We start from the raw sequence: 14099 nt of genomic DNA, 5'->3' as shown, positions 1-14099 counted from the left end.
TCGCCGGGTTCCTCGGTTACAATCGCCGCATGCGAATCCTGATCAGTAATGACGATGGTTATCTGGCGCCCGGCCTCGCCGCGCTTCATGAAGCGCTGAAGCCGCTCGCCGATGTTACGGTGATGGCGCCCGAGCAGAACTGCAGCGGCGCGTCGAACTCGCTGACGCTGTCGCGGCCGCTTTCGGTGCTGCGTTCGTCGAACGGTTTCTACTATGTGAACGGCACGCCGACGGACTCCGTCCACATCGCGCTGACGGGCATGCTGGATCACATACCGGACCTCGTCGTCTCGGGTATCAACAACGGCCAGAACATGGGCGAAGACACGCTCTATTCGGGCACCGTCGCCGCCGCGACCGAAGGCATCATGTTCGGTGTGCCGGCCATTGCGTTTTCGCTCGTCGACAAGGACTGGGTGCATCTCGAAGACGCAGCGCGGGTCGCCGCCGAAATCGTCGCGCATTATTTCGAGTATCCGCTGCCAGGGCATCCGCTGCTGAACGTCAATATTCCGAATCTGCCTTACGATGCGTTGCGTGACTGGCAGGTGACACGGCTGGGCAAGCGCCATCCGTCGCAGCCGGTGATTCGCCAGACCAACCCGCGCGGTGAACCGATCTACTGGATCGGGCCATCGGGCAGCGCGCGCGATGCCAGCGAAGGCACCGATTTTCACGCCGTCGCGAACGGCCATGTTTCGATCACACCGCTGCAACTCGACCTGACCCACACGCAGATGCTGCCCGCGGCGCGCGACTGGGCGCGCGCCGGGAGCGGCGCTCAATGACCAGCGAACGCGCAAAGCGCTTTCCACTCGGTCTCGCCGATCTCGTGCGTGAACCGCGCCGGCCCGAAGGCCGCGCGGGCGAGACGCGCGCCGTGGCGAGCGGCAAGCCGGCCGTCGTGAAGCCTGCCGCAACGGCGGCCGTGAAACCCGCGGCGCTCAAGCCAACGATCCTTAAACCCGCGAGCGCCGCGCCCGCGACCGTCAAGCCGCTGCACGCCCGTCCGGCAACCACGATCGCCTCGCCGGCGAACAGCAACCCTGCAGCGGCCAGGCCCGCGGCCGCGCAACCCGTCATCGTCAAACCAGTTGCGGTCAAACCCGCGGCGGTCAAACCGGCTGCAGTCAGGGCGCGGGCATTGAAACCGTCGCCGGCCGGTCCGTCTCAGGTAAAAGCGGTCGCTCCGCATGCGGGACGCTCCACCGCGCCGAACGTCGCGCTCAGCAGCGCCATGGCGCTGACTTCGGAACGCGTTCGCGAGCGCATGGTCGAACGCCTGCGGGCGAACGGCGTGACCGATCCGCGCGTGCTGAATGCAATGTCCGTCGTGCCGCGTCACATGTTCGTCGACCCCGGTCTCGCGACCCAGGCCTACGAAGATGCGGCGCTGCCGATCGGTCATCACCAGACGATCTCGAAGCCGTCGGTCGTCGCGCGCATGATCGAGCTGGCCGCGGCGGGCCGGCCGCTCGCGAACGTGCTTGAAATCGGTACCGGCTGTGGCTATCAGGCGGCCGTGCTGAGCCAGGTCGCACGCGATGTTTATTCGATTGAACGTATCAAGCCGCTTTTCGAGCGCGCGAAGATCAATCTGCGGCCGTTGCGCATCCCGAACATCCGTCTGCATTACGGCGACGGCCGCGTCGGTCTGCCGGCGGTGGCGCCGTTCGATGCGATCGTGATCGCCGCCGCGGGCCTCGACGTGCCGCATGCGCTCCTCGAACAGCTGGCGATCGGCGGGCGGCTCGTCGCGCCGGTCGGCTCGCAGGAAGGGCAGTCGCAGGTGCTGACGCTCGTCGAGCGCGCGGGCCCCGCGCAGTGGCGCGAGTCGCGGCTTGATCGTGTTTTCTTTGTACCCTTAAAATCCGGAGTGATCTGAAACCGATGAGTATGTTGCGCGCGATGCAAATAACCAGCCTGAACGACTCGACCGTCATGACCATAGCCCGGCGTAGTGCGTGTGTAGCCGCGCTCTCCCTGTTGACGGCCTGCGCGACGCGCTTTGACGCCGCGCCCGTCGTCGACCTCTCCGGTACGGGTGCGATCGGCACACAGGCCGGCGCGGCTGCGCAGCCGGCCGTGCCGCTCGGGCCGCCGCCTCCGGGCTACTACCGTGTGAAGCCAGGCGATACGCTGTACCGGATCGCGCTGGAGAACGGCCAGAATTATCGCGATATCTCGACCTGGAACAACCTGACGAACCCGAACCAGATCGAAGTCGACCAGTTGCTGCGCGTGGCGCCGCCGGGCGCGAACGTCGCCGCGCTGACGCCGGGTGTCGCCACATCGCCGATCGGCGGCGGCGGTGTGCAGGCTGCACCGCTTGGCGGCGCAGCGCCGGGCGCCGCGGGTCCCGCAGCCGGTGTGACGACGGGTGTCACCGCCGCGCCGCCGGTCTACGGCTCCGGCTTGACCGCGACGACACCGCCGGGCGCGACGCCGCAGGCACCCGCAAGCGACACCAGCGCGGCGGCGAACGGCAACATCGCGTTTGCGTGGCCGGTGCACGGACCGATCCTCGGCACCTTCGACGACGCGAAGAACAAGGGCGTGAATATTGGCGGCGCGGCGGGCGATCCGGTGAAGGCTTCGGCGGACGGCCGTGTCGTTTATGCTGGAAATGGGCTGCGCGGATACGGCAATCTCATTATCATCAAGCATGACGCGACTTATCTCACCGCATATGCACATAACCGTGCTTTGATGGTAAAAGAGGGTGACGCTGTAACCCGTGGGCAGAAAATCGCCGAAATGGGCAACAGCGATTCGGACCGTGTGATGTTGCATTTCGAAGTTCGCCGGCAGGGCAAACCTGTCGACCCACTGAAGTATTTGCCGCCGCAATAAGCGATACGACCATGCCGAAATCGAAGCGCCGCCCGCTGCAAGCCGGAACTGAGACAGTCAGCCGTGCCACGCCTGTTTCGGTGGAAGACGGCGGCGCTGTGAACGACGACGACAGCGTGGACGAAATCGATAACGCCGCCGAACTTGACGAGCGTCAGGCCGGCGCCGAAGAGGGCGCTGATGCACGCGATGGCGCAACCGATTCCCCACCCGACGCGGACGATTTTCGCGCGCTGCTGCAGGCGGAACTCACCGCCGACACGATCCAGCATTATCTGAACCGCATCAGCGTCAAGCCGCTCCTGACGGTCGAGGAAGAGCAGCGTTACTCGCGGCTCGCGAAGGCAGGCGAGTTCGAGGCGCGGCAGGTGATGATCGAGCGCAACCTGCGGCTCGTCGTCAGTATCGCCAAGGGCTATCTGAATCGCGGCGTGCCGCTGCTCGACCTGATCGAGGAAGGCAATCTCGGCCTCATGCATGCGATCGAGAAATTCGATCCCACGCGCGGCTTCCGCTTTTCGACGTATGCCACATGGTGGATCCGCCAGAGCATCGAGCGCGCGATCATGAATCAGGCACGTACGGTGCGTCTGCCGGTTCATGTGATCCGCGAGCTCAATCAGGTGCTGCGCGCAAAACGCCATCTGGAAAAAAATTCGATGAATGCCGGCCCGGCGGCCGACCGCCGCGACGCCAGCATCGACGATATCGCCTATCTGACCGGCAAAACCACCGACGAAGTCACCGATATCCTCGCACTGAACGAGCACACGGCATCGCTCGACGCGCCGCTGGATCTCGATCCGGCGAGCAGCCTGCTCGATCTGCTGTCGGACGACCAGAGCCAGTCGCCGGATGCCGAAGTGCAGCACCGCGAACTCGAAACGCTGACGCGGGCATGGCTCGCGCGGCTGTCGGACAAGCATCGTCATGTGATCGAACGCCGCTTCGGGCTGAATCACATCGAGCCCGCCACGCTGGAAGAACTCGCCGACGAAATGGGCCTCACGCGCGAACGCGTGCGCCAGATCCAGCAGGAAGCGCTGGTGCGGCTGAAGCGATTCTTCGCCTCTAACGGTGTGCGCAAGGACGCCGTTCTGTAACCCGATGACACCTATTCTTGTTTTCGACATCGAGACGATTCCCGATGTTGCCGGCATTCGCCGTCTCGAAGGGCTCCCCGCCACGCTGACCGACGACGAAGTCGCCGAACACGCCTTTGCCGCGCGTCGCGAGAAGACGGGAAGCGATTTTCTTCCGCATCATCTGCAGCGCATCGCGGCGATTTCGTGCGTGTTTCGCGACAACGCGGGTTTTCGCGTGCGTTCGCTCGGCACGCTGGCCGATGGCGAGGCGGCGCTGATCCAGTCGTTCTACCGGGTGATCGAGAAATACACGCCGCAACTGGTGTCGTGGAACGGCGGCGGCTTCGATCTGCCGGTGCTCAATTACCGGGCGCTGGTGAACGGCATTCCGGCATCGCGTTTCTGGGATCTCGGCGAGGACGACCGCGATTTCAAGTGGAACAACTACATCAGCCGCTATCACGCGCGCCACACCGACCTGATGGACGTGCTGGCGATGTATCAGGCGCGCGCCAACGCGCCGCTCGACGCGCTCGCGAAGATGTGCGGCTTTCCCGGCAAGCTCGGCATGGACGGCGGCCAGGTGTGGCATGCGTTTCAGCAGGGCCGCATCGAGGAAATCCGCAATTATTGCGAGACGGATGTGGTGAACACGTACCTGCTGTACTGCCGCTTCCAGTTGCTGCGCGGCGGTTTTTCGGCGGCGGAGTACGACGACGAAATCGTCCTCGTCAAGAATGCGCTCGCGCAGGAGCCCGCGGCGCATTGGTCTGAATATCTGGCGGCGTTCGATCAGGCGCCGGCCGGCTGACGGGTTTGCCGCGCGCCGCTTGCCGTGGTGCAACACCGTGGCGGCTACAGGCGGCTCTCCAGCAAGGACGGCTACCCAGGCATTTCGCTAGTCCAGTTCAAGCACGAGCGGCTGATGGTCCGAGGCGCGCGTCGCGCCGTCGATCTCGCAACTGCGCAGACGGTCGCGCAGATCTTCGGTCGCGAACACGAAATCGCAGGTCAGCGAGCCATTTTTCCATTGCACGGTATCGTGGACGCCAGCTGTCGGTGGCGGCGTCGCGCCGGGATGCAGCGTCGTCCAGCAGTCGATGAAGGCAGGACTGCCCGCGAGCGGCTCGAGCATCCTCCGATACGCCTCGCTTCCGGATGCGCTGTTGAAGTCGCCGCATACGAGCGCGCTGACCGGCCGTTCCGTGGCGTTGAACGGGCTGATCGCATCTTCAGCGGGCGCCGGGTGTTCCGCATGACCGGCGGCTTCCTGCTGAAGCCGCCGCAATGCGTCGACCTGCGCGAGCCGCTGCGTCAGCGAATAAAACTCCAGATGCGTCACCAGTACGCGCAGCGCGCCGCCCGGCGCGTCAAGCACGGCTTCGAGCGCGACACGCTGCATCGAGGGCGCGGCCGGATCGGCAGGCCATGGCAGCGCGTGACGGATCACACGCTGGACCGGCAGCCGCGTCACCAGCGCATTGCCGAACTGGCGACGCAGCGGCGCGCCGGCCGGGCCCGCGGCGCCCGACACCCGTGAACTGACCGCCGGTAAATCGGCCCCGATGGCGTCCAGCACCGTATATCCGGGCAACAGACGCGCCAGTTCCGCAAACTGGTCGTCGCCCGGATGACCGGCCAGCGCGCCCAGGCCGCGGGTGATTTCCTGCACGCACAGCACATCGAAATCGGCGAGGCGTCGTGCTTCGTCGAGCGTATGCACGAGGTCCACCACGCCGTCCGCGCTGCGTCCCCACTGCACGTTCCAGCTGATCAATCGCATTGTCAGTTCTCCGGTGCCGGTTGCGCTTCGTCTACAATCTCGCCTTTCCCCACATGTCTGTCAGGAAGCCGCAGGTGTCTCGAACGTACCATCATCGCTCGCGTAGAAACAGGCCCTCGTCCGGGTCCGCCAGAACGGCTGCCGGCGACGCGCCCGTTATTGCCCCCATTCTCGAAATCGAATCGCTCGACATGGAAGCGCGTGGCGTCGGCCGTACCGTCAATGAAGACGGCGCGCCGGGCAAGGTGATTTTCGTCGAAGGCGCACTGCCGGGCGAACGTGTCACCTATTTGAGTTATCGCAGGAAGGCAAAGTTCGAGCAGGCGACGGTGGTCGACGTGCTGCGCGAAAGCGTGATCCGTACGAAACCGCAGTGCCGGTATTTCGGCACGTGCGGCGGCTGCTCGATGCAGCATCTGGAGATCCGCGCGCAGATCGCCGTGAAGCAGCGCGTGCTCGAAGACAATCTTTCACATCTCGCGAAGTTGCGTCCCGAAACCGTGTTCCGGCCGATTCACGGGCCGTCGTGGGGCTATCGTTACCGTGCACGCCTGACCGTGCGCGACATCGAAAAGAAGGGCGGCGTGCTGATCGGCTTTCACGAAAAGAAAAGCAGCTACGTCGCCGACATGACGACCTGCGAAGTGCTGCCGCCGCACGTGTCGGCGATGCTGGTGCCGATGCGTCGTCTCGTGGAAGGGCTGTCGATCCGCGATTGCTTGCCACAGATCGAGCTTGCGGTGGGCGCGTCGGTGACGGCGCTCGTGCTGCGTGTGCTGGAGCCGGTCAACGCCGCCGACGAACAGCTGCTACGCGATTTCGCCGATACGCATAACGTGCAGTTCTGGCTGCAGCCGAAGGGGCCGGAGACCGTCACGCCGTTCTACCCGCTCGACGCACAGCTGGATTACACGCTGCCGGAATACGACATCCGGATGCCGTTCAAACCGACCGATTTCACACAGGTGAACCACCAGATCAACCGTGTGCTGGTGAGCCGCGCGCTGCGCCTGCTCGCGCCCGCCGCGACGGATCGTGTGCTCGATCTGTTCTGCGGCATCGGCAACTTCACGCTGCCGCTCGCGCGGGTGGCGAGGGAAGTCGTCGGTATCGAAGGCAGCGAAGCCCTGACGACGCGCGCGCTGGCCAACGCCGAAGCAAACGGCGTGGCGGGCCATACGTCGTTCGCGTGCCGCAACCTCTTCGAAATCACGGCCGACGACCTGCGCGCGCTGGGTCACTTCGACAGGTTTCTGATCGATCCGCCGCGCGAAGGGGCGCTGGCGGTGGCGAAGGCGCTTGCTGAAATCGCGCGGAGCGGCGACGGCCCGCTGCCGAAGCGCATGGTCTACGTATCGTGCAATCCGGCGACGCTCGCGCGTGACGCCGGGCTGCTGGTTCACGAGGCGGGCTACCGTCTGAAGGGCGCGGGTGTGGTGAACATGTTCCCGCATACGTCGCACGTCGAATCGATCGCGCTGTTCGAGCGGGACTGAACGAGCGGTTCGCGCCAGTCTTCAGGATCGATGCGATCCCTGAAGACTGGAGATGGACAGCAATCCGGCAACAATCTGGCCGCCACAAACAGAAACGCCACGGAAAATTCCGTGGCGTTTCTGTTTGACCCGGGCGGGACTGGTTTAAAACTGCCACCAGGACTTTTTCACGCCGGGGCGAGCATGACCCGTGACGTACGGGCTGTCCGGGAACGTGCCGGCCAGCACACGCTTCGTATCGTCGGCCAGTTGCGGCTGGTCGAGCTTCTGGTACGACAGCATCATGATGTGCAGCGCGTCTTCGATCGCCGGGGCGTTCTTGTATTCCTTGATCGCGAGTTGCGCACGGTTGATGGCGGCCACGTACGCGCCACGACGGTAGTAGTAGTCCGCCGCGTGCACTTCGTGCGAAGCCAGCGCATTCACGATGTAGCGCATGCGTTGCGCGGCATCCGGCGCGTACTTGCTGTTGGGATATTTGTCGACGACCACCTTGAACGCGTCATACGACTCGCGCAGCGATTTCGGATCACGCTCGCTCATGTCCTGACCGGAGAAGCGGCCGAACAGACCCAGATCGTCGTTGAAGTGGATCATGCCCTTCAGATAGTACGCGTAGGCAATGTCCGGGTGATCCGGGTGCAGCTGGATAAAGCGGTCGACGGCCTGATCGGCGTTGGCGGCTTCGCTGTCTTTCCAGCTGCAGTACGCCACGTTGATCTGCGCCTGCTGCGCGAAATGGCCGAACGGGTCGCGGCCTTCGAGCTGTTCGAAGTACTTCGCGCACTTGCCCCAGTCGCCGCCGGAGAGCGCGTCCTGCGCCTCCGTATATAATTTGTTGTTGGTCCAGACGGCTGTCTCGTCCGTCTTTTCGGGCAGGCCGTGGCAGGCTGCCACGATCGCGAGCGCTGCTGCACAGGCAAGATAACGGGCGACATTTTTCAGGCTGCGGGCCGCTTTCAGCGCCGCAGCCTGGCGGGTTGAATATGCCGCCGCGTGTGCTGCCGCTTGTGTCGCCACTCGTGCCGTTGTTTGGGCCGTATTAGTAATGATATTCAAGGCTCGCATTTTCCAGTCTAGCTTTACGTCCAGGTGACCCAGACTCAATGACCCGCTCAAAAACTCCGGGTACCGCCGCCGGTACTCCGGATAGCAACAAAGATTATAGCCCAAGCGCCGAGCCCGACGACGCGCTGGCAGCCGATTCCCTCGACGACGATCCCGGTAGCGACACACTTGTACCGTACGCCGCGCAGATGGTGGCGAGCCGGCCGGTCGACGAAGCGCCCCGCATCGCGCAGGTGCCGGACGACATGGCCGGCGACCGGCTCGACAAGGTGCTCGCGAAACTCTTCCCCGAATTTTCCCGGAACCGGCTGCAAAGCTGGATCGAGGCGCAGCGTGTGCGCATCGACGGCGCGCCCGCGAAAATCCGTCAGCCGGTGCCGCTGGGCGCCACCATCGAGCTGATTCCCGATCTTTTGCCCGAGCAGCTGGCATTTACGCCGGAGCCGGTGCCGCTCGACATCGTCTACGAAGACGACACGCTCGTCGTCATCAACAAGCCAGCTGGCCTCGTCGTGCATCCGGCGGCGGGCAACTGGGGCGGCACGATGCTCAACGGCCTGTTGTACCGCTACGGCGCGTCGGCCGCCGGCCTGCCGCGCGCCGGCATCGTGCACCGGCTCGACAAGGAAACCTCCGGGCTGATGGTCGTCGCGCGCACGCTCGAGGCGCAGACCGATCTCGTGCGCCAGTTGCAGGCGCACACCGTGAAGCGGCGCTATCTCGCGCTCGTGTGGGGCAACATGCCCGAAGAGGGCACGATCGACGCGCCGATCGGCCGTGATCCGCGCGAACGCACGCGCATGGCCGTGGTCACGAGCGCGGCGGGCAAGGCCGCGCGCACGCACTTCCGGCGTGTCGATTCGACGATATGGGAACGGCAGCCGGTGTCGGCGATTCATTGCGACCTCGAAACCGGCCGCACGCATCAGATCCGGGTGCACTGCGCGCATATCGGCCATCCGCTGCTGGGCGATCCGGTGTACGGGCGCGCACGCGGCAAACGCTCGGTGACGCCGCTGCCGGATGGTTTCGCGCGCCAGGCGCTGCACGCGTGGCGTCTTGGGCTGATCCATCCGGAGACGGGCCGCTCGATGCAGTGGCGCGCGGACGTGCCGGACGACATGGCGGCGCTGTCGGCGGCGCTCGGCCTCGGCCGCGATGACGAAGGCGCATTCGACGACGAATACGGCGAGGAATACGACAACTACGACGACGGCGACGACGAAGACGACGCCTCTTCCGGCCTGCCGCACGGCGACGACGAAGACGGGGACGACGCATGACGAGCGCACCTGAGCTGACGTTTGCCGACGTATTGCAGCCCGTGTGGCGCGTCTCGCCGCGCGTGCACTCGCTCGTCACGACGCGTAACGGCGGCGTGAGCCGGCCGCCGTTCGGACGCTGGACGGATGGCGTCGAACAGCCTGGCGGCCTGAACCTGGGCCGTCGCGCGGGCGACGATCCCGAGGCCGTCGAACTCAACCGCGCGCGTCTGCTCGCGCTGACGGGCACGCCGGCGGCGTGGCTTGAGCAGATCCATGGCGCGGAAGTCGTGAATGCCGCCGACGTGCTCGCAGGCGCGCGGCAGGGCGCGGCGCCCGTGCGCGCCGACGCCAGCGTGACAGACCGGCCCGGCACGATGTGCATCGTGATGATCGCCGACTGCATGCCAGTGCTGCTGTGCGATGCCAACGGCCGCGCGGTCGGCGCGGCGCATGCGGGCTGGCGAGGCCTCGCTGCCGGCATCGTCGAGAAGACGGCGGCGCGTGTCGCGCAACTCGCGGGAACCGGGCTCGAAGGCTTGCATGCGTACCTCGGGCCGTCGATCGGACCGACAGCATTCGAGGTTGGGGCAGACGTGCGTGACGCCTTCATGAACGGTGTCGACGGGGCACAACGCGACGCCACGTCGAAGGCGTTCGTGCCGCGTGCCGAATGGCCCGGTAAATACCTCGCGGATCTTCCGGCACTCGCACGCATTCGTTTGAACCAGATCGGCGTGACGCAGATCACGGGCGCCGATGCCTGTACCGTGACTGGGCGATCGCGCTTTTATTCGTATCGGCGCGATGCCGAAACGGGACGCATGGCGGCGATGATCTGGCTCGCCGATTGAGCGTGCTGCGAACGGATCGAAAGCGCGCGACGCGCTGCCTGACGTGAGTGCCCGGGTTTCTTTCGTGCCGGCAATTTTGCTGCGCCGCCGGATTCGCATCGGGCCGTACGGCCGATAACACATCATCACGTGGATGAGGCAGCACAAAAGGCTGCATAAAGCGCTGCCAGGGCGCCAATAGATGTAAAACAACCGCGCATTCACGGTTATCCGGAGCGTTGACAAATCGCGATTTCAATGCCCTTAAAAAGGACATGGGGAAAACGATAATTAAAAAAATATCGCACTGCGGCAAAATCGGGATCAAGCATTGACATGCCTTGCAATGGGGAGCAAGAATGTTCCTCACCACGGGACAGGGCGTGACGAGGTCGCGAGCAATCGCCCACGTGCGTATCACCTGCCTCTCAACCAGTCCGTCAGGACTTACCGGTCAAAGCAGGTATGGCTGCATCAAAACGTTCTACGACTTCTTCCCGTAAGGCCGCGTCACCGGAGGCCGCGCAACCGCAGGCCGCACCCGATACCGCGACTTCGCCCGCCGGGATGCAGCAGATGTTCGACGCCTGGATGAATGCATGGCGCGCGGCCGGCAGTGCGGCCCGGCCTGCGGAAGGTGCCGCGGCGGCCAGTGCGGCCGCGCCCTGGTGGACCGTTACGGGTTTCGGTGCGAATGGCTCGAACGGATCGCCGTTCCCGATGCCCGGCATGCCACAGATGCCGTTTCCCGGTATGCCCGATTTCAGCAAGGCGGCGGCTTCGATGTCGCCGTTTGCCGCGTTGAATATGCCCTCGGCGGCGATTCCGCCCGGGCGTCTTCAGCAATTGCAGTCGGACTATTCGCGCGAAGCGCTGCAACTGATGCAGCAGGCCGCCGATGCGAAGCCGGCCATTCCCGAACTGAAAGACCGGCGTTTCAGCGCAGATGCGTGGAGCGCGACGCCTGCTTACGCATTTACCGCTGCATGGTATTTGCTGAACGCACGCTATCTCCAGGAACTCGTCGACGCGATCGAGACCGATGCAAAGACACGCGAGCGCATCCGCTTCGCTGTCCAGCAATGGACCGCGGCGGCATCGCCCAGCAACTTCTTCGCTTTGAATCCCGAAGCGCAAAAGACGCTGCTCGAAAGCCAGGGTGACAGCCTGCGTCAGGGCGTGATGAATCTGCTGGGCGACCTGCAGCGCGGCAAGATTTCGCAGACGGACGAATCCGGCTTCGTGGTGGGCAAGAACCTCGCGAACACCGAGGGTTCGGTGGTCTTCGAAAACGAACTGCTGCAACTGATCCAGTACAAGCCGCGTACGGCGACGGTGCGCGAGCGGCCGTTGCTGATCGTGCCGCCGTGCATCAACAAGTTCTACATTCTCGATCTGCAGCCGGAGAATTCGCTTGTCGCGCACGGTCTCGATTCGGGACATCAGGTGTTCCTGATTTCGTGGCGCAACGCGGATGCCTCGATCGTCCACAAGACGTGGGACGACTACATCGGCGGCGGTGTGCTCGCCGCGATCGAAACCGTTCGCCAGATCAGCGGGCGCGAGCAGATCAATACGCTTGGTTTTTGCGTCGGCGGCACGATGCTCGCCACGGCGCTTGCCGTCGCGGCCGCGCGCGGTGAACATCCGGCTGCGTCGATGACGCTGCTCACCGCGATGCTCGACTTCAGCGATACCGGCGTGCTCGACGTATTCGTCGATGAGTCGCATGTGAAGATGCGCGAGCAGACGATTGGCGGCATGGGGGGTGGTCAGCCTGGCCTCATGCGCGGCATCGAGTTCGCGAATACGTTTTCGTTCCTGCGGCCGAACGACCTCGTGTGGAATTACGTCGTCGATAACTACCTGAAGGGCCGCACGCCGGTGCCGTTCGATCTGCTTTACTGGAACAGCGATTCGACGAACCTGCCCGGTCCGATGTATGTCTGGTATCTGCGCAACACGTATCTCGAGAACAGGCTGCGCGAACCGGGCGCGCTGACTGTGTGCGGCGAGCAGGTCGACCTCTCGCGTATCGACGTGCCGACCTTCATCTACGGTTCGCGTGAAGACCATATCGTGCCGTGGCAAACGGCGTATGCCTCGGTGCCACTTCTTTCCGGGCCGCTCAGATTCGTGCTCGGCGCGTCCGGACACATCGCGGGCGTGATCAATCCGCCCAAAAAGAACAAGCGTAACTACTGGGTGCTCCAGGGCGAGGCGAAGAACCTGCCAGCGACAGCCGACGCCTGGTTCGAACAGGCAGCCGAAGTGCCGGGTAGCTGGTGGCCGGAGTGGACGCAATGGCTCGAGCAGTACGCCGGGAAGAAGGTCAAGCCGCGCGCCGAGCCTGGCTCGGCGGAGCATCGCGCAATCGAACCCGCACCGGGTCGTTATGTGCTTCAGCGCGACTGACAGCAAAGGAATGGCGCAGCAACGGCGGCGGCATTAAGAGAAACCGTAATCGAAGCAGATGGATTTTTAACTTGACGGGCTGCGGAGTATCGAACCGTAACGCCCGGAGGAAATGAAAATGACTGATGTTGTGATCGTATCGGCCGCACGTACTGGAGTCGGCAAATTCGGCGGGTCGCTGGCGAAAATCGCCGCGCCCGATCTTGGCGCGACGGTTGTCCGCGCCGTTCTCGAGCGTGCCGGCCTGAAACCCGAGCAGATCAGCGAAGTCATCCTCGGTCAGGTGCTGACGGCAGGTTCGGGCCAGAACCCGGCACGCCAGGCGCTGATCAAGGCCGGGCTGCCGGCGGCCGTGCCGGGCATGACGATCAACAAGGTGTGCGGCTCGGGTCTCAAGGCCGTGATGCTTGCGGCCAACGCGATCATTGCGGGCGACGCGGATATTGTCGTCGCCGGCGGGCAGGAAAACATGAGCGCGGCGCCGCACGTGCTGCCGGGCTCGCGCGATGGCTTTCGCATGGGCGACGCGAAACTCATCGACAGCATGATCGTCGACGGCCTGTGGGATGTGTACAACCAGTACCACATGGGTGTCACCGCGGAAAACGTCGCGAAGGAATACGACATCACGCGCCAGCAGCAGGACGCGTTTGCCGCGTTGTCACAGAATAAGGCGGAAGCCGCACAGAAGGCTGGCCGCTTCGATGATGAAATTGTCCCGGTTGAGATCCCGCAACGCAAAGGTGATCCGGTACGCTTCGCGACCGACGAATTCGTGCGCCACGGTGTGACCGCGGAATCGCTCGCGAGTCTCAAGCCCGCGTTCTCGAAGGAAGGCACTGTTACGGCTGCGAACGCGTCGGGTCTGAACGACGGCGCGGCAGCCGTGGTCGTGATGTCGGCGAAGAAGGCCGAGGCGCTGGGCCTCACGCCGCTCGCGCGCATCAGGGCGTACGCGAGCGCGGGCGTCGATCCGAAGGTGATGGGCATGGGTCCGGTGCCGGCGTCGCGCCGCTGTCTGGAACGCGCGGGCTGGAGCGCGTCGGACCTCGATCTGATGGAAATCAACGAAGCGTTCGCGGCACAGGCACTCGCCGTGCATAAGCAGATGGGCTGGGACACGTCGAAGGTCAACGTAAACGGCGGCGCGATTGCGATCGGTCACCCGATCGGCGCGTCCGGTTGCCGGATTCTCGTCACGCTGCTGCATGAAATGCAGAAGCGCGATGCGAAGAAGGGTCTCGCGTCGTTGTGTATCGGCGGCGGGATGGGCGTGGCGCTGGCAGTCGAGCGCTATTGACGCC

General features: G+C 64.4%; 12 protein-coding genes. 10 read left to right on the top strand and 2 right to left on the bottom strand.

The window, feature by feature from the left end; all coding sequences use genetic code 11:
- Nucleotides 1–29: 29 nt before the first annotated feature.
- Genes surE through LPA34_RS02195 form a run of 5 tightly spaced genes read left to right on the top strand, consistent with a single transcriptional unit; the run spans nt 30 to nt 4749 of the window.
- Nucleotides 30–788, top strand: a complete 759-nt coding sequence (surE, locus tag LPA34_RS02215; RefSeq protein ID WP_228974427.1) for a 5'/3'-nucleotidase SurE — start codon at nt 30–32, stop codon at nt 786–788.
- Nucleotides 785–1885: a protein-L-isoaspartate(D-aspartate) O-methyltransferase gene (locus LPA34_RS02210; RefSeq protein WP_228974425.1), complete on the top strand. Its 1101-nt coding sequence runs from the start codon at nt 785–787 to the stop codon at nt 1883–1885. The genes surE and LPA34_RS02210 overlap by 4 nt, the downstream gene beginning before the upstream one ends.
- 5 nt (nt 1886–1890) lie before the next feature.
- A complete protein-coding gene (locus LPA34_RS02205) occupies nt 1891–2853 on the top strand; it encodes a peptidoglycan DD-metalloendopeptidase family protein (protein WP_228974423.1) in 963 nt (320 codons plus the stop codon).
- Nucleotides 2854–2864: 11 nt separating this feature from the next.
- Nucleotides 2865–3956, top strand: a complete 1092-nt coding sequence (gene rpoS, locus LPA34_RS02200; RefSeq protein WP_228974420.1) for an RNA polymerase sigma factor RpoS — start codon at nt 2865–2867, stop codon at nt 3954–3956.
- 4 nt (nt 3957–3960) lie between these two features.
- Entirely contained in the window at nt 3961–4749 is a 789-nt protein-coding gene (locus LPA34_RS02195; protein ID WP_228974417.1) for a 3'-5' exonuclease, read from the top strand.
- Nucleotides 4750–4836: 87 nt separating this feature from the next.
- Here the strand turns inward: LPA34_RS02195 and LPA34_RS02190 are convergent, their stop codons facing one another.
- Nucleotides 4837–5721, bottom strand: coding sequence for an endonuclease/exonuclease/phosphatase family protein (locus LPA34_RS02190; RefSeq protein WP_228974416.1), 885 nt, complete (start codon nt 5719–5721; stop codon nt 4837–4839).
- Between the two features lie 53 nt (nt 5722–5774).
- Between LPA34_RS02190 and rlmD the strand changes: the two genes are divergently transcribed.
- Nucleotides 5775–7217, top strand: coding sequence for a 23S rRNA (uracil(1939)-C(5))-methyltransferase RlmD (rlmD, locus tag LPA34_RS02185; protein ID WP_324251701.1), 1443 nt, complete (start codon nt 5775–5777; stop codon nt 7215–7217).
- Nucleotides 7218–7361: 144 nt separating this feature from the next.
- On the opposite strand, the gene LPA34_RS02180 is transcribed toward rlmD, so the two are convergent.
- Nucleotides 7362–8285 (bottom strand): outer membrane protein assembly factor BamD, encoded by a 924-nt coding sequence (locus tag LPA34_RS02180; protein ID WP_228974414.1) that lies wholly within the window; start codon nt 8283–8285, stop codon nt 7362–7364.
- A 38-nt stretch (nt 8286–8323) separates the two neighbouring features.
- Between LPA34_RS02180 and LPA34_RS02175 the strand changes: the two genes are divergently transcribed.
- The 4 genes from LPA34_RS02175 to LPA34_RS02160 all read left to right on the top strand — a co-directional run bounded on the left by LPA34_RS02175 (nt 8324) and on the right by LPA34_RS02160 (nt 14095).
- On the top strand, nt 8324–9568 hold the full coding sequence (locus tag LPA34_RS02175) for an RluA family pseudouridine synthase (protein ID WP_228974412.1): 1245 nt from the start codon (nt 8324–8326) through the stop codon (nt 9566–9568).
- The gene (pgeF, locus tag LPA34_RS02170) at nt 9565–10401 is read left to right on the top strand and encodes a peptidoglycan editing factor PgeF (protein ID WP_228974411.1); all 837 of its coding nucleotides are present in this window, start codon (nt 9565–9567) and stop codon (nt 10399–10401) included. Before LPA34_RS02175 ends, pgeF begins: the two co-directional genes overlap by 4 nt.
- A 444-nt stretch (nt 10402–10845) precedes the next feature.
- Nucleotides 10846–12795, top strand: coding sequence for a class I poly(R)-hydroxyalkanoic acid synthase (phaC, locus tag LPA34_RS02165; protein ID WP_228974409.1), 1950 nt, complete (start codon nt 10846–10848; stop codon nt 12793–12795).
- 118 nt (nt 12796–12913) lie between these two features.
- A complete protein-coding gene (locus tag LPA34_RS02160; protein ID WP_228974407.1) occupies nt 12914–14095 on the top strand; it encodes an acetyl-CoA C-acetyltransferase in 1182 nt (393 codons plus the stop codon).
- Nucleotides 14096–14099: the final 4 nt, after the last annotated feature.

Origin of the sequence: Paraburkholderia gardini (genome assembly GCF_907164575.1) — a bacterium.
Taxonomy (GTDB): domain Bacteria; phylum Pseudomonadota; class Gammaproteobacteria; order Burkholderiales; family Burkholderiaceae; genus Paraburkholderia; species Paraburkholderia gardini.
The sequence above is the reverse complement of the archived record's forward strand: the minus strand, read 5'-3'. Positions and strand labels throughout refer to the sequence as shown.